Source organism: Rhizobium sp. AN73 (assembly GCF_030757975.1).
GTDB lineage: Bacteria > Pseudomonadota > Alphaproteobacteria > Rhizobiales > Rhizobiaceae > Agrobacterium > Agrobacterium arsenijevicii.
Genome location: NZ_JARWME010000001.1, coordinates 721722 through 741431, shown reverse-complemented (window position 1 = coordinate 741431; position 19710 = coordinate 721722). Strand labels below are relative to the sequence as shown.

21 protein-coding genes and 1 tRNA gene are annotated in these 19710 nt (G+C 60.3%); 10 read left to right on the top strand and 12 right to left on the bottom strand.

Translation table 11 applies throughout. From position 1 onward, the window contains the following. Positions 1–21 precede the first annotated feature (21 nt). The 3 genes from RBH10_RS03205 to RBH10_RS03195 all read right to left on the bottom strand — a co-directional run bounded on the left by RBH10_RS03205 (position 22) and on the right by RBH10_RS03195 (position 2881). Positions 22–1005 carry an aldose 1-epimerase gene (locus tag RBH10_RS03205; protein WP_281039055.1) on the bottom strand — a complete coding sequence of 328 codons (984 nt, stop codon included), beginning with the start codon at positions 1003–1005 and terminating at the stop codon, positions 22–24. A 175-nt stretch (positions 1006–1180) separates the two neighbouring features. After that, positions 1181–2074, bottom strand: coding sequence for an NAD(P)-dependent oxidoreductase (locus RBH10_RS03200; RefSeq protein WP_281039056.1), 894 nt, complete (start codon positions 2072–2074; stop codon positions 1181–1183). Between the two features lie 51 nt (positions 2075–2125). After that, complete coding sequence (locus tag RBH10_RS03195; protein ID WP_281039057.1) at positions 2126–2881, bottom strand: SDR family oxidoreductase; 756 nt, start codon at positions 2879–2881, stop codon at positions 2126–2128. Positions 2882–3102: 221 nt separating this feature from the next. Here RBH10_RS03195 and RBH10_RS03190 point away from each other — a divergent pair, with 221 nt between their 5' ends. The 7 genes from RBH10_RS03190 (at position 3103) to cydX (ending at position 11450) form a co-directional block, all read left to right on the top strand. Beyond that, the gene (locus RBH10_RS03190; RefSeq protein WP_281039058.1) at positions 3103–4134 is read left to right on the top strand and encodes an L-idonate 5-dehydrogenase; all 1032 of its coding nucleotides are present in this window, start codon (positions 3103–3105) and stop codon (positions 4132–4134) included. A gap of 279 nt (positions 4135–4413) precedes the next feature. Continuing rightward, positions 4414–4989: a GbsR/MarR family transcriptional regulator gene (locus tag RBH10_RS03185; protein WP_281039059.1), complete on the top strand. Its 576-nt coding sequence runs from the start codon at positions 4414–4416 to the stop codon at positions 4987–4989. A gap of 17 nt (positions 4990–5006) precedes the next feature. Further along, on the top strand, positions 5007–6803 hold the full coding sequence (cydD, locus tag RBH10_RS03180) for a thiol reductant ABC exporter subunit CydD (protein ID WP_281039060.1): 1797 nt from the start codon (positions 5007–5009) through the stop codon (positions 6801–6803). Then, the gene (locus RBH10_RS03175; RefSeq protein ID WP_281039061.1) at positions 6800–8491 is read left to right on the top strand and encodes an amino acid ABC transporter ATP-binding/permease protein; all 1692 of its coding nucleotides are present in this window, start codon (positions 6800–6802) and stop codon (positions 8489–8491) included. The genes cydD and RBH10_RS03175 overlap by 4 nt, the downstream gene beginning before the upstream one ends. Positions 8492–8558: 67 nt before the next feature. After that, positions 8559–10136: a cytochrome ubiquinol oxidase subunit I gene (locus tag RBH10_RS03170; protein WP_281039062.1), complete on the top strand. Its 1578-nt coding sequence runs from the start codon at positions 8559–8561 to the stop codon at positions 10134–10136. 6 nt (positions 10137–10142) lie between these two features. Then, a complete protein-coding gene (cydB, locus tag RBH10_RS03165) occupies positions 10143–11300 on the top strand; it encodes a cytochrome d ubiquinol oxidase subunit II (RefSeq protein WP_281039064.1) in 1158 nt (385 codons plus the stop codon). 27 nt (positions 11301–11327) lie between these two features. Continuing rightward, the gene (gene cydX / locus RBH10_RS03160; RefSeq protein WP_281039065.1) at positions 11328–11450 is read left to right on the top strand and encodes a cytochrome bd-I oxidase subunit CydX; all 123 of its coding nucleotides are present in this window, start codon (positions 11328–11330) and stop codon (positions 11448–11450) included. A gap of 85 nt (positions 11451–11535) precedes the next feature. On the opposite strand, the gene RBH10_RS03155 is transcribed toward cydX, so the two are convergent. The 7 genes from RBH10_RS03155 to RBH10_RS03125 form a co-directional block, all read right to left on the bottom strand. After that, on the bottom strand, positions 11536–11724 hold the full coding sequence (locus RBH10_RS03155; RefSeq protein ID WP_281039066.1) for a hypothetical protein: 189 nt from the start codon (positions 11722–11724) through the stop codon (positions 11536–11538). 21 nt (positions 11725–11745) lie between these two features. Beyond that, positions 11746–12171: a DUF3597 domain-containing protein gene (locus RBH10_RS03150; RefSeq protein WP_281039067.1), complete on the bottom strand. Its 426-nt coding sequence runs from the start codon at positions 12169–12171 to the stop codon at positions 11746–11748. 12 nt (positions 12172–12183) lie between these two features. Continuing rightward, entirely contained in the window at positions 12184–12435 is a 252-nt protein-coding gene (locus RBH10_RS03145) for a GlsB/YeaQ/YmgE family stress response membrane protein (protein WP_045015709.1), read from the bottom strand. Positions 12436–12572: 137 nt separating this feature from the next. After that, positions 12573–13430: a carboxylating nicotinate-nucleotide diphosphorylase gene (gene nadC / locus RBH10_RS03140; protein WP_281039068.1), complete on the bottom strand. Its 858-nt coding sequence runs from the start codon at positions 13428–13430 to the stop codon at positions 12573–12575. 1 nt (position 13431) lies between these two features. Continuing rightward, positions 13432–15003 (bottom strand): L-aspartate oxidase, encoded by a 1572-nt coding sequence (locus RBH10_RS03135; RefSeq protein ID WP_281039069.1) that lies wholly within the window; start codon positions 15001–15003, stop codon positions 13432–13434. Further along, on the bottom strand, positions 15000–15971 hold the full coding sequence (gene nadA / locus RBH10_RS03130) for a quinolinate synthase NadA (protein WP_281039070.1): 972 nt from the start codon (positions 15969–15971) through the stop codon (positions 15000–15002). The genes RBH10_RS03135 and nadA overlap by 4 nt, the downstream gene beginning before the upstream one ends. Positions 15972–16040: 69 nt before the next feature. Further along, a complete protein-coding gene (locus RBH10_RS03125) occupies positions 16041–16943 on the bottom strand; it encodes a hypothetical protein (RefSeq protein WP_281039072.1) in 903 nt (300 codons plus the stop codon). 92 nt (positions 16944–17035) lie between these two features. Here RBH10_RS03125 and RBH10_RS03120 point away from each other — a divergent pair, with 92 nt between their 5' ends. After that, positions 17036–17530: a PAS domain-containing protein gene (locus RBH10_RS03120; protein ID WP_281039073.1), complete on the top strand. Its 495-nt coding sequence runs from the start codon at positions 17036–17038 to the stop codon at positions 17528–17530. 76 nt (positions 17531–17606) lie between these two features. Continuing rightward, a complete protein-coding gene (locus RBH10_RS03115; protein ID WP_281039074.1) occupies positions 17607–18107 on the top strand; it encodes a thermonuclease family protein in 501 nt (166 codons plus the stop codon). 72 nt (positions 18108–18179) lie between these two features. On the opposite strand, the gene RBH10_RS03110 is transcribed toward RBH10_RS03115, so the two are convergent. Both RBH10_RS03110 and RBH10_RS03105 read right to left on the bottom strand, forming a co-directional pair. Then, positions 18180–18255, bottom strand: a tRNA-Ala gene (locus tag RBH10_RS03110). A 152-nt stretch (positions 18256–18407) separates the two neighbouring features. Continuing rightward, the gene (locus RBH10_RS03105; protein WP_045015715.1) at positions 18408–18797 is read right to left on the bottom strand and encodes a TIGR02300 family protein; all 390 of its coding nucleotides are present in this window, start codon (positions 18795–18797) and stop codon (positions 18408–18410) included. Positions 18798–18995: 198 nt separating this feature from the next. On the opposite strand from RBH10_RS03105, the gene cmk reads away from it, so the two are divergent. Next, positions 18996–19655, top strand: coding sequence for a (d)CMP kinase (gene cmk, locus RBH10_RS03100; RefSeq protein ID WP_281039075.1), 660 nt, complete (start codon positions 18996–18998; stop codon positions 19653–19655). Positions 19656–19710: the final 55 nt, after the last annotated feature.

Below are 19710 nucleotides of genomic sequence, written 5' to 3'. Positions count from 1 at the left end.
CAGGGATACCAGGCCGTTTTTTCAGCGCGCGGTTTCGAAACGGAAACCGAAGCGGAAACTCCGGCTCTCACCCGGCTGAAGGGTCAACGCCGCAGTGAGTTCCGGCTGGTTGAAGGCATTGGTCGGCGTCTCGACGGGTTCGAGAGCGATGGATGTTCGTCTGTCGCGGGCAAGCGTGTCGCCGGTGAAAACATGCATGTGGCCGCGCTCCTGCCACACCGTCAGGGCCGATCCGTCCTGCCGGTTTTCAAGCCTTGTCTCGTAAAGCCCGTTTGCAGATGCGATGAGATCGGTGAAGCAGACATCGAGCACATGGCCGGCGAGCGGCGTAGCGGAAAGAAACGCCGCATCGTCGCGTTTGAGAATACCTGTCTCCCCGTCGGTGAGCGGTATCAAGTGCTCGTCCGTTTCGATTGCCGTTCTGGACGGAAGCGTCAGATAGAGATCGTCGATGGAGGATATGCCGGGCAGACGGAAATAGGGGTGCCAGCCGGCCGCAAACGGCAGCGGCCGGTCGTCACCATTGATGCCGCGTATGTCGATGGTGACGTCATGGCCAGCAAACCGGTACTCCACCTCGATGGCAAGATGATAGGGATAGCCCTTGAAGTCCGCAGGCGATATCTCGGCGCGGAAGACGAGGACATGAGCATCATTTTCCTCGAAGGACCGGTCGAGGGCAAAGGGCAGGGCTCGGGCAAATCCGTGGAAGACCAGGTCTTCGTGGGCAAGCACCGGCGCGATACGGTGCGTCTCCCCGCCGAAGTGGAATTGGCCCTGCGGGATGCGGTTGGTGAAGGGAGCGAGAATGCCGTTTCTTACGCCGTTCTGCGACTGCAATTCCGCCGGCGTCAAATATCCGTCGACGAGGTTTTCTTCGGTGCCATCGGCAAGTCTCGGTCGCCAGCTGAGAAGGGTCGCGCCCTCGTAAGCGATCTCGGCGCTGAAACCGTTTCCGGAAATGGTCACACCGGCAATCCCCGTGCCTGTTGCGGAAGTGGTCATCGGGAAATTGTCCTTCATGCATGCGTCTGCGGCCGTCGGGCCGATTGCGCCGCCGATCTCGCCCGATCATCTTCGCTGCGGAGACATTACGCAATGGCTATGACGGGCGGCACACATTCGTGACCTCCACGTCAGGTCGGCCATTCCGGTGTTATTGCCTTGCTCGTGGCGGAAATCAGTCTGCGAAGGTGTGTTTCGCACCGGTGAAAAATTCCATCAGCGCGGCCTGATCCTCACCGCCCAGCCCCGCCGCCGTCAGCATGCGGTGCACCTCGGCACAAACCGCCGTCAGCGGCATCGCCGTATTTGTACGTCTGGCGAGATCCTGCGCGCCGTTCAGGTCCTTGACCATATTGTCGATACGGCCGGTGCGGCGATAATCCTTCGCCACGTAACGCGGCATATATTCCTGAAGGATCGCGCTATCGGCCCTGCCGCCCTTCAACGCCTGCGGGATTTTGGCGGCATCGACGCCGGCGTCCAGCGCCAACTGTGTGGCCTCGGCCACGGCAAGGAAGTTCAGCCCACAAAGAACCTGGTTGATGAGCTTCGTTGTCTGGCCTGCACCGCTTGGCCCCATATGGGTGTAGTTGCTGGCGACATGCCGCAGCACGCGATGGGCATCAGCCACATCCGTTTCAGTGCCGCCCGCCATCAGTGTCAGTTGGCCGACAAGCGCCTTCGGCGCGCCGCCGGAAAGCGGGCTGTCCACCCAGCGCAGCCCCTTTTCAGCAGCATCCGCTGCCAGTTCCTTCGTTGCCTCCGGATCGATCGAAGACATGTCGATGATCAGCGTGCCGGGCCTTGCTCCCGCCGCCACGCCATCCTTGCCGAAGACGGCCAGCCTGACGATTTTCGGCGAATTGAGGCTGAGGATCACCACATCGGAGACCGACGCTGCTTCCGCTGCCGTACCGGCGCTGTGTGCGCCAAGGCTGGTCAGCGCCGCCACCTTTTCCGCGTCGAGGTCGAAAACCGTCAGTTGATTGCCGGTCTCGATCAGCCGCGTGCCGATTGCACCGCCCATGGCGCCGGCGCCGATAAGGGCGATTTTGTTCTTCTCGGTCATGGTGCTCACGGTCTCCTCCCAAAGCGTCGTGGTCTCGTCGATGTAGCTTCTTTAAAGCGAAGCGGTGATGCCGCCGTCGACGTAAAGAATATGCCCGTTCACGAAAGACGAGGCGTCGGACGACAGGAAAATGCAGGCGCCGACAAGTTCTTCGACCTTGCCCCAGCGACCGGCGGGCGTACGCTTCTCAAGCCATGCCGAAAAGGTCTCGTCAGCGACTAGAGCGGCGTTGAGCGGCGTGTCGAAATAACCCGGCGCAATGGCGTTGCACTGCAGGCCGTATTTGGCCCAGTCCGTCGCCATGCCCTTTGTCAGATTGCCGACAGCGCCCTTGGTGGCGGTGTAAGGCGCGATGCCGGGACGGGCGAGTGCGGTCTGCACGCTGGCGATGTTGATGATCTTGCCGCGTCCACGGGTGATCATGTGGCGCGCGACGGCTTGGCCCGCGTGGAACACCGAGGCGATGTTGGTCTGCAACAGGCGCTCAAAGGCGTCTGCCGGAAAATCCTCAAGCGGCGTGCGGTGCTGCATGCCGGCATTGTTGACGAGAATATCGATTGGGCCGACGTCCGCCTCGAAACCGTCGATTGCCTTGCGCACCGCTTCGTGATCGGTGGCGTCGAAGGCCAGCGTTTTTGCACCCTTGATACCTGCGGCGGCGGCTTTCAGCTTCGCTTCGTCCCGGCCGTTCAGCACCACTTCGGCCCCGGCTTCCACCAGCCCTTGCGCCAGCGCAAAACCGATGCCCTGTGACGAACCGGTGATCAGGGCGCGGCGGCCGGAAAGATCGAACAAATTAAGGCCCACTGTTTCCTCCAGTCTCTCGACATTGCTTTTATGTCGGTTTATGTTATCGATAACATTCATCCCTTTCAGTCGTGGATGTCAAGGCTTAAACGCTTGGTTCCGGTACGGATCATGCGTGCGAGGTGGCCGCAAGGCCCGCAAAAAGCGCGGCTGGCGGCAATGATCGGGATGCGGATTATTTTGTCGCGCCGGACAGGTACGACGTCGAAAGGGAGATATTTATGAGAGCGATTGTCGCCCATGGGGCAAAGGATGTGCGCATCGAAGAGCGGCCGGAGGAAGCGCCGGGGGTGGGAGAAGTGCGCCTTCGTCTGGCCCGGGGCGGAATTTGCGGCAGCGATCTTCACTATTACAATCATGGCGGTTTCGGCGCGATACGGCTTCGCGAACCGATGGTGCTGGGGCATGAGGTCTCCGCCGTCATCGAGGAACTCGGTGAAGGCGTCGAGGGTCTGAAGGTCGGCGGTCTTGTGGCGGTTTCGCCGTCCCGCCCGTGCAGGACCTGCCGCTTTTGCCAGGAAGGCCTGCACAACCAGTGCCTCAACATGCGCTTTTATGGCAGCGCCATGCCGTTCCCGCATATTCAGGGCGCTTTCCGCGAGGTTCTCGTGGCGGATGCGCTGCAATGCGTTCCCGCCGATGGCCTGACCGCTGGCGAGGCGGCCATGGCGGAACCGCTGGCGGTGACACTGCATGCCACCCGTCGCGCCGGGGATTTGCTGGGAAAACGCGTGCTGGTTACCGGTTGCGGCCCGATCGGCATTCTCTCCATTCTTGCCGCACGCCGTGCCGGTGCCGCTGAAATCGTCGCGACCGACCTTTCGGATTTCACGCTCGCCAAGGCGAAAGAAGCCGGCGCGGATCGCGTCATCAACAGCAAGGATGAACCCGATGCGCTGGCCGCCTATGGGGCGTACAAGGGCACGTTTGACGTTCTCTATGAATGCTCGGGTGCCGCCGTTGCCCTTGCGGGCGGGATTACGGCGCTGCGTCCGCGAGGCATCATCGTCCAGCTCGGGCTTGGCGGCGATATGAGCCTGCCGATGATGGCGATCACCGCCAAGGAACTGGATTTGCGCGGCTCTTTCCGTTTCCATGAGGAATTCGCAACCGGTGTTGAATTGATGCGCAAGGGCCTGATCGACGTCAAACCGTTCATCACCCAGACGGTCGATCTCGACGACGCCATCTCGGCCTTCGAATTCGCCTCCGACCGCAGCCGTGCCATGAAGGTCCAGATCGCTTTTTCGTAGGCGCCTGTATCGCACGCAAGAATGCCGACGTTTCGATCGGTGGCGGATTGTTCCGCCACCGATTTTTTATGCGCGATTTCCGTTCGTGACAATCTATGGACGATGTTATCGGTATCATATCCCGGCTATCGGGTTGAGTAGACACGCTTGATCTTCCTTCGCTGACATCGTCTCAACCGATGTGCACATTTTGACGCAGGTCAAAAAGGTGATTTGCCGCCCGCCATTTTTTGCTTTATCGAAATTTCAGAAATTACTGAAACTACAGAAAGCAAAGAAATGCCGACCAGTCTTTCTCCGCTCGTTCAGTCCTTCGTGCTGCATTTTGGCGAGATGGGCAGCCGCTGGGGCATCAACCGCACGGTCGGCCAAGTCTATGCATTGCTTTACATTTCGCCGCAGCCGCTCTGCGCCGACGACATTGTCGAGGCGCTTGGCATCTCCCGTTCCAACGTGTCGATGAGCCTGAAGGAGCTTCAGGCGTGGAACCTTGCAATTCTCAAGCATTTTCCCGGTGACCGGCGCGATTTTTTCACGACGCCGGAGGGTGTCTGGCAAATTCTCCGCACCCTTGCCGAGGAGCGCAAGAAACGTGAGATCGATCCGACGCTCAGCGTGCTCCGCGAAATTCTGATGGAGACGCCCGAGAACGAAGACGAGCGGCATGCGCAAAAGCGCATCGACGAGATGAAGACGCTGATCGAGCAGCTCACCGGCTGGTATGATGATGTGAAGCGGCTGGAGACGGAGCGGCTGGCTTCGTTATTGGCGCTCGGCTCGAAAGTCACGAAACTGTTGGAGGCCAAGGACAAGATCGTCTCTCTTGCAAGACCCCGTGGCACAAAGGGCAAGTGAGGAGATCGGCCTTGGAGATGTCCGCACAAACGCGACAATCGGCAAGTGGTGACGGTGTTGACTGTCCTGCGCCTGAAACCGTTTCGCCCGATGTGGTGCGGCGGCGCTTCTTCGGTGCTGCTGCCGGGAAATCCTCTGACGACAAGGTTGCCGGAGCGGTGGAAAAGGTGAAGGTCCCAGCAGTAGAAAGATCCGTCGCTCTGCTGCATGTGTTGCCTGCTCTGCTCTGGCTGCCGCAGGCGGGTCTGCTTGCCTTTTCCGTCGGAAAAATTGCCGATGGAGCGCCGATGATGGCGGTTGTGCCGGCTGCTTTTGCGGTTCTCATCCTCGGTGTCATCAAGGCCTGGCTGGAAAAAATCGCGGCGCGATTGTCGTTTCGTGCCGCGCGCGCCACGCTGTCGCAACGGCGGCTGGAAGCGCTGCAGGCTGTGGCGAAGGTGTCGCCGCTTGATCTGTCGCGCACGGCATCTGGCGAGGCGGCAGGCGTTATTGCCGAGGCGGCGGAAGCGCTGGTGCCCTACCTTTCCCGTTTCCAGCCGGCACGGATGAAAGCCACCATCGTTCCATTGGTTTTTGTGCTGGCGATCCTGCCATTGACCTGGGTCGCGGCGCTGGTGCTGCTGCTCGCCATGCCGACCATACCGCTTTTCATGGCGCTGATCGGCTGGCAGGCAAAGGCGGCCAGCGAAAAGCAGCTTGCCGAGACCGGCAATATGAATGCCTTCCTGCTCGATCGCCTGCGCGGGTTGGAAACGATCCGCGCGCTGGAGGCCGTCGATCTGACTGCTGGACGCCTGCGCACGGACGCGGAAAACCTCAAGAAGCGGACGATGGCCGTGCTCAGGATCGCCTTTCTTTCCTCGGCGGTGCTGGAGCTTTTCGCCGCCCTCGGCGTTGCCATGACCGCCGTTTACATTGGTTTCCATCTGCTCGGTTTTCTGGATTTTGGTGCGTGGGGCGAGAAGCTGACGCTTGCCGAGGGACTGTTCATCCTGCTTCTGGCCCCGGCCTTTTTTGAACCGCTACGCGAATTATCCGCCGTCTGGCATGACCGTGCAGCCGGCGAGGCGGCTCTCGGCGCGCTCGATACCTTGACGGCGGGCGGCGCAGCTGTCGCGGGCGAGGGCAAGGACATGGTGTCCGTTTCATGCCCGATGCCCGGTTTGGTGGAGCTGAATAATCTTTCCTTCGCCTATCCAAATTCTCCACCTGTGATCCGAAATCTCAACCTTACGGTTCAGCCGGGCGAGAGAGTTGCGATTCTTGGGTCTTCCGGTTGTGGCAAATCCACTGTACTCTCCTTGATTGCTGGGTTGGCTGAGGTTGGCAGCGGCGAAATAAGTATCGGCGGCGTAAAGCTCGATCATGCGACTGCTGATGGACTACGCAATACAATCGGCTGGGTTAGCCAGAAGCCGTTCTTTTTTGCCGGTTCGCTGAAGGCGAATATTCGCTTTGGTCGTGCCGGGATCAGCGAAGGCATGGTGGAAGAGGCGTTGTGCCATACCGGGCTGGATGGATTATCGCATGCACGCCGACACCTGCCGATTGGGGATGGCGGATATGGCATTTCGGGCGGAGAAGCGGTGCGGCTCGCCATTGCGCGCGCTTTCGCCGATCCCGCAACGCAGCTTGTTCTGGTCGATGAACCGACGGCGCATCTCGACCGGGAAACGGCTGCTCTCGTTACGGAAAACCTGCTGAAACTGGCAAATGGCAGGACATTGATTGTCGCAACGCATGATCCGGTGCTGGCGGCGCGCATGGACAGGGTCGTGGATATGACGACGATCCATTCAAGAGGGCAGTCATGATCGCACGTCTTGCCATATTGAAACCCATCATTGCCCTGTTCTGGACGGCGCGTCGCGGCATGCTGCTTGCCGGTATGGCTCTCGCGGCTACGACGGTGCTGGCGGGTATCGGTCTTCTCGGCGTTTCCGGCTGGTTCATCACCGCAACGGCGATTGCCGGTCTGGTGCCAGCCACGGCCTATGCATTTGACGTCTTTGCCCCGTCGGCGGCCATCCGCCTCTTGGCGCTGTCGCGCACCGCCGCCCGTTATGGCGAACGCATGACCACCCATGAGGCAACGCTTTCTGTGCTGGCGGCGCTTCGGGAAAAGCTGTTTCGCGGTTTTGCCGTTCCGCAGACGGCAAAACATCTGGAGGCAAGACCCGCCCGCCTGCTGAACCGGTTGACCGCGGATATCGATGCGCTGGATTCACTTTATCTACGCGTGCTGGTTCCCGCCGCCGTCGCAGTCCTTGCCGCCATTGCAACGGGCATCGGGCTTGCTTTCCTCGACCCGCTTGCAGGCGTTCTGGCGGCCCTCTTCCTAATCTCGGCGGGGCTCGGCATTTCGGTGCGCTCCGCGTTGCGGGCGGAAAAATTTGCGCGCCGCCGGGCAATCGGGCTTGAAGCGCTTCGCGCCCGTACGGCGGATCTGGTCAACGGACAGGTGGAATTGCTCACCACGGGTCGTCTTGCCGCGCAGGTTGCGGCGGTAAAGGGCGCGGACGACTACCTGCTTGCCTGTGATGATCGCCTGAACCGCATCGAGACCAATGCCGGTTTTTCCTTTGGAGTTTCAGCGGCTATTCTTTTGAGCGCCGCCCTTCTGGGCATGGCATGGCTTGCGGAAAAGGGCGTGGTGAACGCACCGGCTGCCGCTCTCGGCCTGCTCGTCTGCTTCGCCGCTCTGGAGCCTTTCACGGCGTTGCGCCGGGGGGCAATGGAACTCGGGCGCACGCTGTTTTCGGCAAGGCGTATCGCGCCGCGTCTTTCGACAGAGGCTGCAGTTCACTGTCCATGCTTGCCCGCCATCGGCATCGCTGCGGACCTTGAGAACGTGCGTCTGGAGCGGGATGGGAACGACAATCCGGTCCTGACTAATATCAACCTTGTAATCGCCGATGGTGAAACGGTCGCGATCGTTGGGCCGAGCGGTGCCGGCAAGACCAGCCTCATCCAGCTTCTGGCAGGTGAATTGCTGCCAACGGCGGGCCTAGTCAGTGCTCTACCATCCTGCCTGATGACGCAGCGAAGCCAGCTTTTCCGCGACAGCATTGCCGACAATCTGAGGCTGGCAAAACCCGCGGCGACCGAGAACGAACTTTGGGATGCCCTGCACGCAGCGGGCCTTGGCGAACACGTCAAAACCCTGACTGCCGGGCTGAATACGAGGCTTGGCGAGGCGGGGCAGGGCCTTTCCGGCGGCCAGTCACGCCGGCTTGCGCTCGCCCGTTTCCTGCTGCGCGACAAACCGCTCTGGCTTCTCGATGAGGTGACGGAAGGGCTGGACGGCGAGACCGCCCGCGATGTGCTCGGCCGGCTGTTTGCCAGGGCGGATGGAAAGACTGTCGTGATGATCACCCATAATCGCCGCGAGGCGGAATTTGCCGATCGGATCATCATGCTGAAAGACGGACGCCAACTTGATCAATGTCAAAGCGGCACCCCGGAATACGACGTAATGCTGCAAACATTGCGTCCGGACTGAGTGATTTTTCGGGTCGGCGCCATTTCGTAACAGAAGGCCGGCCTTTCATAAAAGGTGGGGTAAAAACATGGAACTCGACATCGTGGCGCTATCGCGCCTGCAATTCGCGGTTACCGCTTTATATCACTTTCTATTCGTTCCCCTGACGATCGGACTGTCGGTGGTGATCGCCATCATGGAAACGGTCTATGTCATGACCGGCCGCGCGATCTGGCGGCAGATGACGAAATTCTGGGGTACATTGTTCGGCATCAACTTCGTGCTTGGCGTTTCCACTGGCATCGTCATGGAATTCCAGTTCGGCATGAACTGGAGTTATTACAGCCACTACGTCGGCGATATCTTCGGTGCGCCGCTGGCGATCGAAGGAATGATGGCGTTCTTTCTGGAAGCCACCTTTGTCGGTCTGTTCTTTTTCGGCTGGGACAAGCTGTCGAAACTCGGCCATCTCATCGCAACATGGTGCGTGGCGATCGGTTCCAACTTCTCGGCGCTCTGGATATTGATCGCCAATGGCTGGATGCAGAACCCGGCGGGATCGGCTTTCAACCCCCAGACCATGCGCATGGAAGTGACAGACTTCTTCGAGGTCCTGTTCAACCCGGTCGCACAGGCGAAGTTCGTCCACACCGTTTCGGCGGGTTACGTGACCGCCTCCATCTTCGTGCTCGGCGTTTCCGCCTGGTATGTCCTAAAGGGGCGCCATGTCGATCTCGCCAAGCGGTCGATGACGGTTGCCGCCTCGTTCGGTCTGGCGTCTGCTCTGTCCGTCGTCGTGCTTGGTGATGAAAGCGGTTATCTTTCGACCGAACACCAGAAGATGAAGCTCGCCTCCATTGAGGCCATGTGGGAAACGGAACCGGCGCCGGCACCCTTCACGGCGATAGGTTTTCCCGATCAGGAAGCGCGCGAGACGCATTTTGCCGTGAAGATCCCGTGGGTGATGGGCCTTATCGGCACCCGCTCGCTCGACACGCAAATCCCCGGCATCAACGATCTGGTGGAGCAGGCAAAGACCCGTATCCGCGATGGCATCAAGGCCTATGACGCGCTGATGCAGATACGCGCCAACGGCAAGGGCGCGCAACTGCCCGAAGAGGTGAACGGCACCTTTGCCGAACTTGGGCACGAGCTTGGTTACGCCCTGCTGCTGAAACGTTATGTCGACGATCCGCGTCAGGCGACCGAGGAGCAGATTGCCAAGGCGGCTGCCGATACGATCCCGCATGTGCCAACGCTGTTCTGGGCGTTCCGCATCATGGTCGGTCTCGGCCTCTTCTTCATCGTGCTGACGGCGACCTTCTTTTATCTCTCGGCGCGCCGCCGGCTGGATCACTATCCGTTGTTGCTGAAGGTGGCCGTCTTCGCCATTCCGCTGCCGTGGATTGCCGCGGAGATGGGCTGGGTGGTCGCGGAATTCGGCCGCCAGCCATGGATCATCGAGGGTGTGCTGCCGACGGCGGCCGCCGTCTCCAGCCTCAGCGCCTCGACGGTTCTGATTACGCTTCTCTGCTTCATCGCCATCTACACGGTGCTGTTCATCGTCGAAATGGGGCTGATGCTGAAGGCGATCCGCAAGGGGCCTGATCCGGACCAGGAGCCGGAAGCGCCGCTCGTTCCCGAAAAACTCGTCGCTGCGGAGTAAACGATCATGATATTGCACCAACTCATCGACTACGAAATCCTCCGCGTCATCTGGTGGCTGCTGCTCGGCGTGGTGCTGATCGGTTTTGCCGTGACCGGCGGTTTTGATCTGGGCACGGGCGCGCTGCTGCCCTTCGTCGCGAAAACGGATCTCGAGCGGCGTGTGGTCATCAATTCCATCGGCCCGGTCTGGGAAGGCAATCAGGTCTGGCTCATCCTTGGCGGTGGCGCCATCTTCGCCGCCTGGCCGCCACTCTATGCGGTGTCGTTTTCAGGCTTTTATCTGGCGATGTTCGCCACCCTGTTTGCGCTGATTTTGCGGCCAGTCGGTTTCAAGTATCGCTCCAAGCGCGAAAGCACGACATGGCGCAGTGCATGGGACTGGGCCTTGTTCATCGGCGGTTTTGTTCCTGCGCTGATCTTCGGTGTGGCGATCGGCAATGTGCTGCAGGGCGTACCCTTCCGCTTTAACGACGACCTCAGGATTTTCTACGACGGCACGACGCTGTTCGAACTTCTGAACCCCTATGGCCTTCTCTGCGGCCTCGTTTCCGTCGCCATGCTGGTGATGCATGGTGCGGCCTGGCTAGTGCTGAAGACCGAAGGCCCGGTTGCGGCCCGCGCTCGCGCTTTCGGCAGCATCGCGGCCCTTGCCACCACCGTTTTGTTCGCGCTCGGCGGTGTGCTGTTGTGGCTCGGTATCGACGGGTATCGCTTCACCTCGGAGATCGTCACCGATGGTCCGTCCAATCCGTTGTCAAAGACGGTCGAGGTCGCAAGTGGCGCCTGGTTTTCCAATTATGCCGCCCATCCGTGGATGATGGTGGCGCCGGCGCTCGGTCTTGCCTTCCCGCTCGTCGCCTTCCTGTTGTTCAGGGTCCGGCGGGAGGTGCTGGCGCTGCTTTCCAGCTCGCTTGCCATTTTCGGCATCATCTCAACGGTTGGGCTGACGATGTTTCCCTTCATCCTGCCGTCTTCGATCGATCCGAAATCGAGCCTGACGGTATGGGACGCATCATCGAGCCACATGACGTTGTTCATCATGCTGGTCGTCGCCCTCATCTTCATCCCTATCATCGTCGCCTACACGTCGTGGGTCTATCATGTGCTGTGGGGCAAGGTGGATGAAAAGGCGATCCGCGACGATAGCGGCCACGCATATTGATATCGAACAAACAGAAGGAGATCGAACATGTGGTATTTCGCCTGGCTGCTCGGCCTGCCTCTCGCCGCCATCTTCGCCGTCATGAACGCCATGTGGTATGAGTTGATGGAAGAAAACGCTAAAAAGGCCGAGGCAAAGCCGAAAAAATAAAGCTTCGGGGCACGGGGCAAAAGAAAGGCGGCATCCGGTTTGGATGCCGCCTTTCTGGGAAAACAGCCGTGCTCATCGCGCGGCTTCAGTGGATCGCGATGCCGCGCTTGTCCGCTTCTTCCTTGATGATGTCTTCGACTATCGCTCTATTGAGATTTGGATCTCCCAGAAGATAGTCGTCGGCAATCTCGAAAATCGACTTCGGGTTGTCCGTCCTGTGAAGGGTGTCCAGGTCCCGGCCGATCTGCTCTCTCAAGCTGGAATAGTCGTCCATCGCGGTCTCCCGATCACCGGTTCAATGCAGAAGGTCGGCTGGAACCTTGCCGCCGTTTTCGGACAGCTTCTTGATGACGGCCTTGTGCAGCCAGATGTTCATGGTCGCCGAATCCGAGGTGTCGCCGGTATAGCCGAGTTCACCCGCCAGTTCCTTTCGGGCGCTGAGGCTGCTGTCCAGATCGAGCGCCTTCAAAAGGTCGACGATCGAGCGTTTCCAGTCGAGCTTCTGCCCGTTCTGTTTGACTGCCGCATCCAGAATGGAGGCCACGTCGACGCTACCAGTGGATGCCGGAGCCGTGGACGCCGGAGCGGGCGCCGCAGGCTGAGCCGGTGCGGCCGGGCTTGCGGCGGTTGTCGGCGTTCCAGTCGGGGCCGAAGTCGAAGCCGGTGTTGCTGCCTCGGCCCTGCCGAAAATCGCGCCCTTGATCTTGTCGAAAAAGCTCATTGTGTCCTCCCTTTATCGGCGAAATGCCCGCCCGACGGCGATGAGAATGCATGCGCCGATGAAACCGGCGATGAGATATCCAATCCAGCCTCCGAGCGAAATGCCCACAAGCCCAAGCAGGAAATTGGCGACGATGGCGCCGATGATGCCGAGGATTATGTTCATGAAAACACCCATGTTGCTTTTCATGAACTGTTCGGCGAGCCAACCGGCCACGCCGCCTATGATGATTGCTGCAATCCAGCCGATTTGTGCGTCTTCCATGACAGGCCTTTCCTTTTTGAGAGAGGTCCGCAGGCATATGGACAGGCTTTTGCGCGCACTGATCCCCCCGCCTCTTTGACCCCAGGCGACGGACTAACGATTGAGCGAAGGTTTTGTTCCGCCTGTCGACGTTTTCCTCAGCTTTGGCTGCGGAAGTCCAATCCGATGTCCAGAACCGGTGCGCTGTGGGTCAGCCAGCCGACGGAAATGAGATCGATGCCGGTTGCGGCGATGGCGGGCGCCGTTTCCGGGTTGATGCGGCCGGAGGCTTCGGTGATTGCGCGTCCCGCGACGATTTCCACCGCCTCGCACAGCTGTTCCGGCGTCATATTGTCCAGCAGAACCGCATCGACGCCTTCTTCCATCGCCTCGTGCAATTGCGTGAGCGTATCGACCTCCACCTCGATCTTGACCAGATGCCCGACACCCGCCTTTGCGCTGCGGATTGCTTCGGCCACGCCGCCGGCGACGGCGATGTGGTTGTCCTTGATGAGGACGGCATCATAAAGGGCGAAACGGTGGTTCATGCCGCCGCCGGCGCGCACGGCATATTTTTCCAGCGTCCGGAGGCCGGGCGTCGTCTTGCGGGTGCAGGCGACGGAGGCTTTGGTGCCGGAAATGGCGGCAGCGATTTTTGCGGTGACGGAAGCGATGCCCGAGAGATGGCCGAGAAAATTGAGTGCAGTGCGCTCCCCCGTCAAAAGGCCGCGCGAAGGACCTTCGATCGTTGCGATGACATCGCCGGGAGCCACCATTGCCCCATCCTGGACATGCCGTTTCATCACGATAGCCGGGTCCACGAGCTGGAAAGCCAGTTCCGCGGCATCGAGACCGGCGATGACGCCCGGTTCACGCGCCGCCATGACGACGACCGAGCGGTGATCTGCAGGGATGACGGCGGCAGAGGTTATGTCGCCCGCCAGCCCCAGATCTTCCAGAAGGGCATTGCGAACGAGCGGTTCCACGATGAGGCGTGGCAGGGGGGAGAGGATCATGTCAGGCGCTCCGCGCGATGCTGGAAGAGGAAAGGCTGGAAGAGGTAAATTCATGGGCGATGGCGATGACATCGGAAAGGTTCAGCCTGCGCCTTGTGGCGATCGCGGCCTTTTCCGGGAAATCGTCGCGGAAATGGCCGCCGCGCGATTCCGTGCGCAAGGCCGCGAAGACGGCGACGGCGAGCCCGACGATGGCGGGGTCCGATGCCGGACCGTCCTGTTCTGCCAGTGGCAGAAGATCGCGGATCGCCTCGGTCAGCCCCACCTCATGTCTTGCGATGCCGAGATGGCGCGAGACGATGGGCCGGATGATGGAGAGATCGGCGGCCGGGAGGTCAGGTGTGGTGAATGTCGCGACAGCCATCGCCTGTTTTGCGTTGGGTGCGCGCAGCCTGGCAATATCTTCCGCCGCGCGCATACCCATCGCAGCCGCTTCCAGCAGGGAGTTGCTGGCGAGCCGGTTGGCGCCGTGAAGACCCGTGCAGGCGGTTTCTCCGGCAACCCAGAGGCCCGGCACCGAACTGCGGCCATGTCCATCGGTGGCGACGCCGCCCATGTGGTAGTGCACGGCGGGACGGACGGGAACCAGTTCGCGGGCGGGGTCTATGCCGGCCTCGCGGCAGAGCAGGTCTATCGACGGGAAGCGCGCCGAAAAACCGCTTCCGAGCGCCTGGCGTGCATCGAGAAAGACCTTGCCGCCACGCAGGATTTCCCGGTCGATGGCGCGGGCGACAATGTCACGGGAGGCAAGTTCCGCACCCGGAACAGCCGCCATGAACCGTTCGCCGTTTTCATTGAGAAGAAGCGCGCCTTCTCCCCGCACCGCCTCGCTGACCAACGCCAAAGGCCGCCGGGGGGAGGAAAGCGCCGTCGGGTGAAACTGGACGAATTCCATATCCGTGAGGATGGCGCCGGCGCGTGCGGCGAGCATGATGCCCTGCCCGAAATTGCCGGAGGGATTGGTCGTCGCCTCATAAAGCCCGCCGAGGCCGCCGGTCGCAAGAATGACGTTTGTGGCCGGCAGAACAAAGCTACCCTTTTGCCCGGCGCAGATGAGACCCGCCACGACGCCGTCATTGGTCAGCACCCGGCGCACTTCCGTGCCTTCGAGAACCGTGACGGACGGCGTGCGCAGCACGGCTGCGGCCAGAGCCTTGACGATGGCCGCACCCGAGCCGTCGCCTTCGGCATGCAGGATGCGCCGGCGGCTGTGGGCCGCTTCCAGCCCGAAGACGAGCTTGCCCTGCGCATCGCGGTCGAAACGCACTCCCGCCCGCTCCAGGGCTTCGATGACGGCAGGGGCGGCAGAGACGATGTCTGCGGCCATATCCACGTCACAGAGGCCGTCGCCTGCGGCAAGCGTATCGGCAAGATGAAGTGCCGTGCTGTCGTCAGGCCCGAGGCTCGCCGCAATACCGCCCTGCGCCCAGGCGCTGGAGGTCTCGCCGCCGAGCGCGCTGCGGGTCAAAAGCAGCACCGGTTGCGGTGCAAGTGTCAGCGCCGCCATCAGGCCGGCAATGCCGCTGCCGACGATGACCGTTCTGCCCGCATATGACGACAGGGCTTCGCTCATATCGCCAGCATCCTTTCCACCGCGCGGCGGGCGGCGACCGCAATAGTCGGATCAATCGTCACCTCATGGCGGTTTTCCTCAAGCGCTGTACGGATATTGCCGAGCGTGATGCGCTTCATGTGCGGGCAGAGATTGCAGGGCCGGATGAATTCGACATCGGGGTGATGCACGGCGACATTGTCGCTCATGGAGCATTCCGTCAAAAGCACTACCCGGGCAGGTCGCGCCCTGCCGACATAATCCGACATGACGGCGGTGGAGCCGGAGAAGTCCGCAGCCTCGACGACATCGGGCGGACATTCCGGATGCGCCAGCACGGTGATGCCGGGATGGCTCTCCCGCAGTTCTCTAATGTCATCGGCAGTGAAAAGCTCGTGCACCTCGCAATGGCCGCGCCATGCGATCAGTTCGACATTGGTTTCCCGCGCCACGTTCTTTGCCAGATATTCATCCGGCAGCATCAGTACGCGCGGCACGCCGAGCGATTCTACCACCTGACGGGCATTGCCTGATGTGCAGCAGATGTCGGAAGCGGCCTTCACCGCCGCCGAGGTATTCACGTAAGTGACGACCGGAACGCCGGGATAGGCCTTGCGCAGAAGCGCAATGTCCTCGGGTGTAATGGAATCGGCCAGCGAGCAACCAGCGGCCATGTCAGGAATGAGTACGGTTTTTCCCGGATTGAGCAGCTTTGCCGTCTCGGCCATGAAATGTACGCCGGCAAGAACGATCACATCCGCTTCCACTTCCATCGCCTTGCGGGCAAGGGCGAGGCTGTCGCCGACGATATCGGCGACGCCGTGAAAGATTTCCGGCGTCTGGTAGTTATGGGCGAGGATGACGGCGTTGCGCTTGCGCTTCAGATCGAGGATCGCCTCCACATCGTCCTGAAAGCCCATCCATTCGGCCTTGGGAATGACACGGCTGACGCGGTCGTAAAGGCTTGCGGCAGAAATCTGTTCGTTCACGGCACTCTCCCATTTATACTCTGTTTGAGTATATCTATGGCAAAGAGATATTCTCATTGTGAGCATATGTCAATTGCGGGAGAGGGGCAGTTTGGTTCCCGAGAGGGCGCGTTCATCGAGAACGGTTTGGCGGAAGCGGAAAAGCTTTGCCGGGCGGCCGCCGGTTTCGGTTGCCATGTCACCGGTCTCTTCCACCAGTTGCTGCTGTTCGATCAGCCGGCGGAAATTCTGTTTGTGCAACGTCAGCCCGGCCAGCGCTTCGATGGCGCGCTGCAATTGCAGCAGGGTGAAGGCATCGGCCATCAGTTCGAAAACTACGGGGCGGTATTTGATCTTTGCCCTGAGGCGGGCAATGCCGGTGGCGAGAATGCGGCGATGATCGGCAAACATGGGCTTGCCGAAATTGACCCGCGGTTCGCCCTGGGCTTCCTCGACCAGCCCCGCCTCATACAGCAATTCGTAGCGCTGCAGGGTCAGTTCCTCGTTCCAGCCGCCGCCATCGAGACCGAAGGTGAAATCGGCCCGCAAATGGCGCTGGCTCTTGCAGGCGGGATGGGAATCCGCCCATGCGCGCAGATTGTCGATAATTGCATCCAGAACCGCCGGGCGACCCTGCCGATGATCCTCCCAGGGGAAATATTCGTACCAGCCATGCCAGAGGGGAAGGTCGCTGCCGGGGGATTCCTGCTCGCGGACCAGCCCGAGATAACCGATCGAAATGGTTCTCCCGCCCGGAATATCATTGTTACGGTCGCGGTCGGCGAAGGTGTAAAGCTGTTCGAGATAACCGACGGGGTGATGCGTCTGTTCGTGGATCCACTCCCGCAACCCGCTCTGAAGCGTTCTGTGCCCGAATTCGAACGGCCCCGAAGGAAGGGCTGCTCCCGCCCGAACGGTCATGACCCGCGGCTCGTCCCTGGTGATGGCGGTGACGACGGCGATGAGTTCGGCATGGGCAAGCCCGATGGTCACGGCGGCTCCTCTGGTCGTTGGCTGCAAGATCAACCTTCTTTGGCACAGGAAGGCCGGTTCGCCAACAAGGGGCGGGCTGGAAAGGGCTGCCGATGATCGCGCGCGCCGGAAAACAGGGTTTCGTCAGACAAAAGGATGAATTCTTGTGGTTAGGCGTCCATCATTCGTTATGTTACAGAGCCGCCATAAGCATCTCAGACTGTAGAAGGCCGATGTTAGAGGACATATCTCTCGAAGAGACACTTGTGGGTTACTACACCTGGAACATCGGGCAAAATCTGGTTTATCTGGATGCTGTGGCCTCCCGCTTGCGTGACGTTTCAACGGAAGAGGCCACCGGCGGCATTCCGGTGGAGAATTTCATCGCGCAGATTGAGAGCGGTTCCCGGGCGCGTGTGGCCAAGGCGGTTTACAACTCGCTGACGAATGGCGCATTCTATGATCAGGAATACCGCATTCAGCTCAAATCCGGTGGTTTTCGCTGGTTGCGGACGACGGGTAGGGTGATCCTGGATGGCGACCGACTGCCGATGATGGCGATGGGCACGGTGCGTGACATCACCGCGCGCAAGGTTTTATTGATGTAATATTTGTTTCGCTCGGCCTCTTTTTGAAAAAACGCCGATCTATTTTTTTTATCGATTGTTCTGATGTTGCGGTGACATGGTTCGGCAGGTTTTAATTTTGCTGTTTCAGATCGTGCTGGTCGTGGGGCTCGGCATAGCCGGCATCCGCATCGCCTCGCTCGTCAATGGCGAAGCGGCAAGTACGACGGCTGGCCTTGCCGCAAACACGGAAATGCTGTGGACGACCGCGCCGGTCCGGGTCGATCCCCGCCACCAGAATTACGAGCGCATTCCGACCCCGCCCGATCCATACCCCCTGAAAATATACGCGGATCAGCGCCTGCGCGTTGTCTCCAACAACCGCTTCACCTTCAAAGGGCAGGAATTCCGCCTCGCCCGCGTGGAGGATATCGACCGCAACCGGGTCTGCGCCGGCCCTGATGGCCGCCGTTATGCCTGCGGCCTGAACGCCTTCAAGGCGCTGGAGAACCGGCTACGCGGCAAATATCTTGAATGCCGCGTGCTGGAGGAGGGCGACGCCGCCCGTTCGGTTGAATGCCGGATCAACGGGCAGGATGTGCGGGCGCTATTGCAATAGACAACGCGATAAGTAGCCGTTGAGACGGGTGGAGGTGGGCGCTGGGGGGTGGTATTTCGATTTTAAAAGGTTTGGTGGAGCTAAGCGGGATCGAACCGCTGACCTCTTGCATGCCATGCAAGCGCTCTCCCAGCTGAGCTATAGCCCCATAAGGGTTCCGGCATTTCGTCCGGTTCCGGGAACCGAAGCGGCTGTTGTTCCGTTCGGTGGCGGCTTACTACTTCGGCTAAACGAAGAGTGCAAGCACAAAAAACAGCCCGGCTTCATTTTTTTGTCGCCGGGCTGGTTTATCCAATAAGATCAAGCTTCTTCGTCGTCGCCCGATACGCCGATGATGCCGGACATGTCGTCGTCATCGTCGTCTTCGTCAGCTTCGAGGAAGGTGTCGTCATCGTCGCCGATTTCCACGTCTTCGTCGTCGTCGCCCAGGTCGGGGATCTCGTCGCCGCTGTTGTCGCCATCGGCGTCTTCCAGCGATACGAGTTCGACTTCCGTGTTTTCGGCGTCAACTTCTGCGACTTCTTCTTCTTCAGCCTGCTCGAGCTTTGCCTGAGCCGTGCTTTCTTCAAAGAAGGAGAGCGGCCAGGATTTGCCGCTATAGGGAGAAACGACCGGGTCGCGGTTCAGGTCGTAGAACTTCTTGCCGGTATCGGGGTCTGTGCGCTTGGTACCAAGGTCCGCTTTTGCCACTGTCTAAGCCTCGAATTGTCGAATGAGTTTCGGTGTGTACGCCGTAAAACCGGCATAGACGGTAAAATTTCTAGCCGGTCCCCTTAATCGTTGCGGTCTTTCGTGTCAAAGACAAACTTTGGAGGCCGCCCTCCCATGATACGACTTGCATGCCGGGTTGCTCATCAAGATTGGAGGCCGTAGCACTCTACTGTATTAATGACGCACGCACAGGCAGAAAGCTTCATGACCTTCACGATTGCCATAGATGGGCCAGCTGCGGCGGGCAAAGGGACCTTGTCACGCGAGATCGCGGAGGCCTATGGTTTCCATCATCTCGATACCGGGCTGACCTACAGAGCCACAGCCAAAGCCCTTCTTGATGCGGGCCTGCCGCTTGATGACGAGGCCGTCGCTGAAAAGGTGGCGCTGGAACTTGACCTTGCAGGTCTCGACCGCTCGGTGCTTTCAAGGCACGATATCGGCGAGGCGGCGTCGAGGATAGCGGTGATGACGCCGGTAAGGCGCGCGCTCGTGACGGCGCAGCAGCGTTTTGCGGCAAAGGAGCCGGGCACGGTTCTGGATGGCCGCGACATCGGAACAGTGGTGTGCCCGGAGGCGCCGGTGAAGCTTTACGTCACCGCTTCGCCGGATGTGCGGGCGCGACGCCGTTATGCCGAAATCCTCGCCAATGGCGGCGTTGCCGATTACGACGCCATTTTCGCCGAGGTGAAGAAACGCGACGAGCGCGACATGGGCCGCGCCGACAGCCCGTTGAAACCGGCTGAAGACGCGCACTTGCTAGATACGTCGGAAATGAGTATAGAGGCGGCGTTTCAGGCCGCGCGGGCGATCATCGACGCCGCTCTGAAGAAATAGGTTTTTCGCGGAACGCTTGAATTCGGTCCGCGTTTAGTCAGGAATTGCCTGAAGA

Coding starts and splice junctions, on each gene's coding strand:
- cydX (WP_281039065.1), top strand. CDS start 11,328: ATGTGGTATTTCGCCTGGCTGCTCGGCCTGCCTCTCGCCGCCATCTTC.
- RBH10_RS03150 (WP_281039067.1), bottom strand. CDS start 12,171: ATGAGCTTTTTCGACAAGATCAAGGGCGCGATTTTCGGCAGGGCCGAG.
- RBH10_RS03120 (WP_281039073.1), top strand. CDS start 17,036: ATGATCGCGCGCGCCGGAAAACAGGGTTTCGTCAGACAAAAGGATGAA.
- RBH10_RS03205 (WP_281039055.1), bottom strand. CDS start 1,005: ATGACCACTTCCGCAACAGGCACGGGGATTGCCGGTGTGACCATTTCC.
- RBH10_RS03190 (WP_281039058.1), top strand. CDS start 3,103: ATGAGAGCGATTGTCGCCCATGGGGCAAAGGATGTGCGCATCGAAGAG.
- cydD (WP_281039060.1), top strand. CDS start 5,007: ATGTCCGCACAAACGCGACAATCGGCAAGTGGTGACGGTGTTGACTGT.
- RBH10_RS03115 (WP_281039074.1), top strand. CDS start 17,607: ATGGTTCGGCAGGTTTTAATTTTGCTGTTTCAGATCGTGCTGGTCGTG.
- cmk (WP_281039075.1), top strand. CDS start 18,996: ATGACGCACGCACAGGCAGAAAGCTTCATGACCTTCACGATTGCCATA.
- cydB (WP_281039064.1), top strand. CDS start 10,143: ATGATATTGCACCAACTCATCGACTACGAAATCCTCCGCGTCATCTGG.
- RBH10_RS03145 (WP_045015709.1), bottom strand. CDS start 12,435: ATGGAAGACGCACAAATCGGCTGGATTGCAGCAATCATCATAGGCGGC.
- RBH10_RS03185 (WP_281039059.1), top strand. CDS start 4,414: ATGCCGACCAGTCTTTCTCCGCTCGTTCAGTCCTTCGTGCTGCATTTT.
- nadC (WP_281039068.1), bottom strand. CDS start 13,430: ATGATCCTCTCCCCCCTGCCACGCCTCATCGTGGAACCGCTCGTTCGC.
- RBH10_RS03135 (WP_281039069.1), bottom strand. CDS start 15,003: ATGAGCGAAGCCCTGTCGTCATATGCGGGCAGAACGGTCATCGTCGGC.
- RBH10_RS03175 (WP_281039061.1), top strand. CDS start 6,800: ATGATCGCACGTCTTGCCATATTGAAACCCATCATTGCCCTGTTCTGG.
- RBH10_RS03170 (WP_281039062.1), top strand. CDS start 8,559: ATGGAACTCGACATCGTGGCGCTATCGCGCCTGCAATTCGCGGTTACC.
- RBH10_RS03155 (WP_281039066.1), bottom strand. CDS start 11,724: ATGGACGACTATTCCAGCTTGAGAGAGCAGATCGGCCGGGACCTGGAC.
- RBH10_RS03200 (WP_281039056.1), bottom strand. CDS start 2,074: ATGACCGAGAAGAACAAAATCGCCCTTATCGGCGCCGGCGCCATGGGC.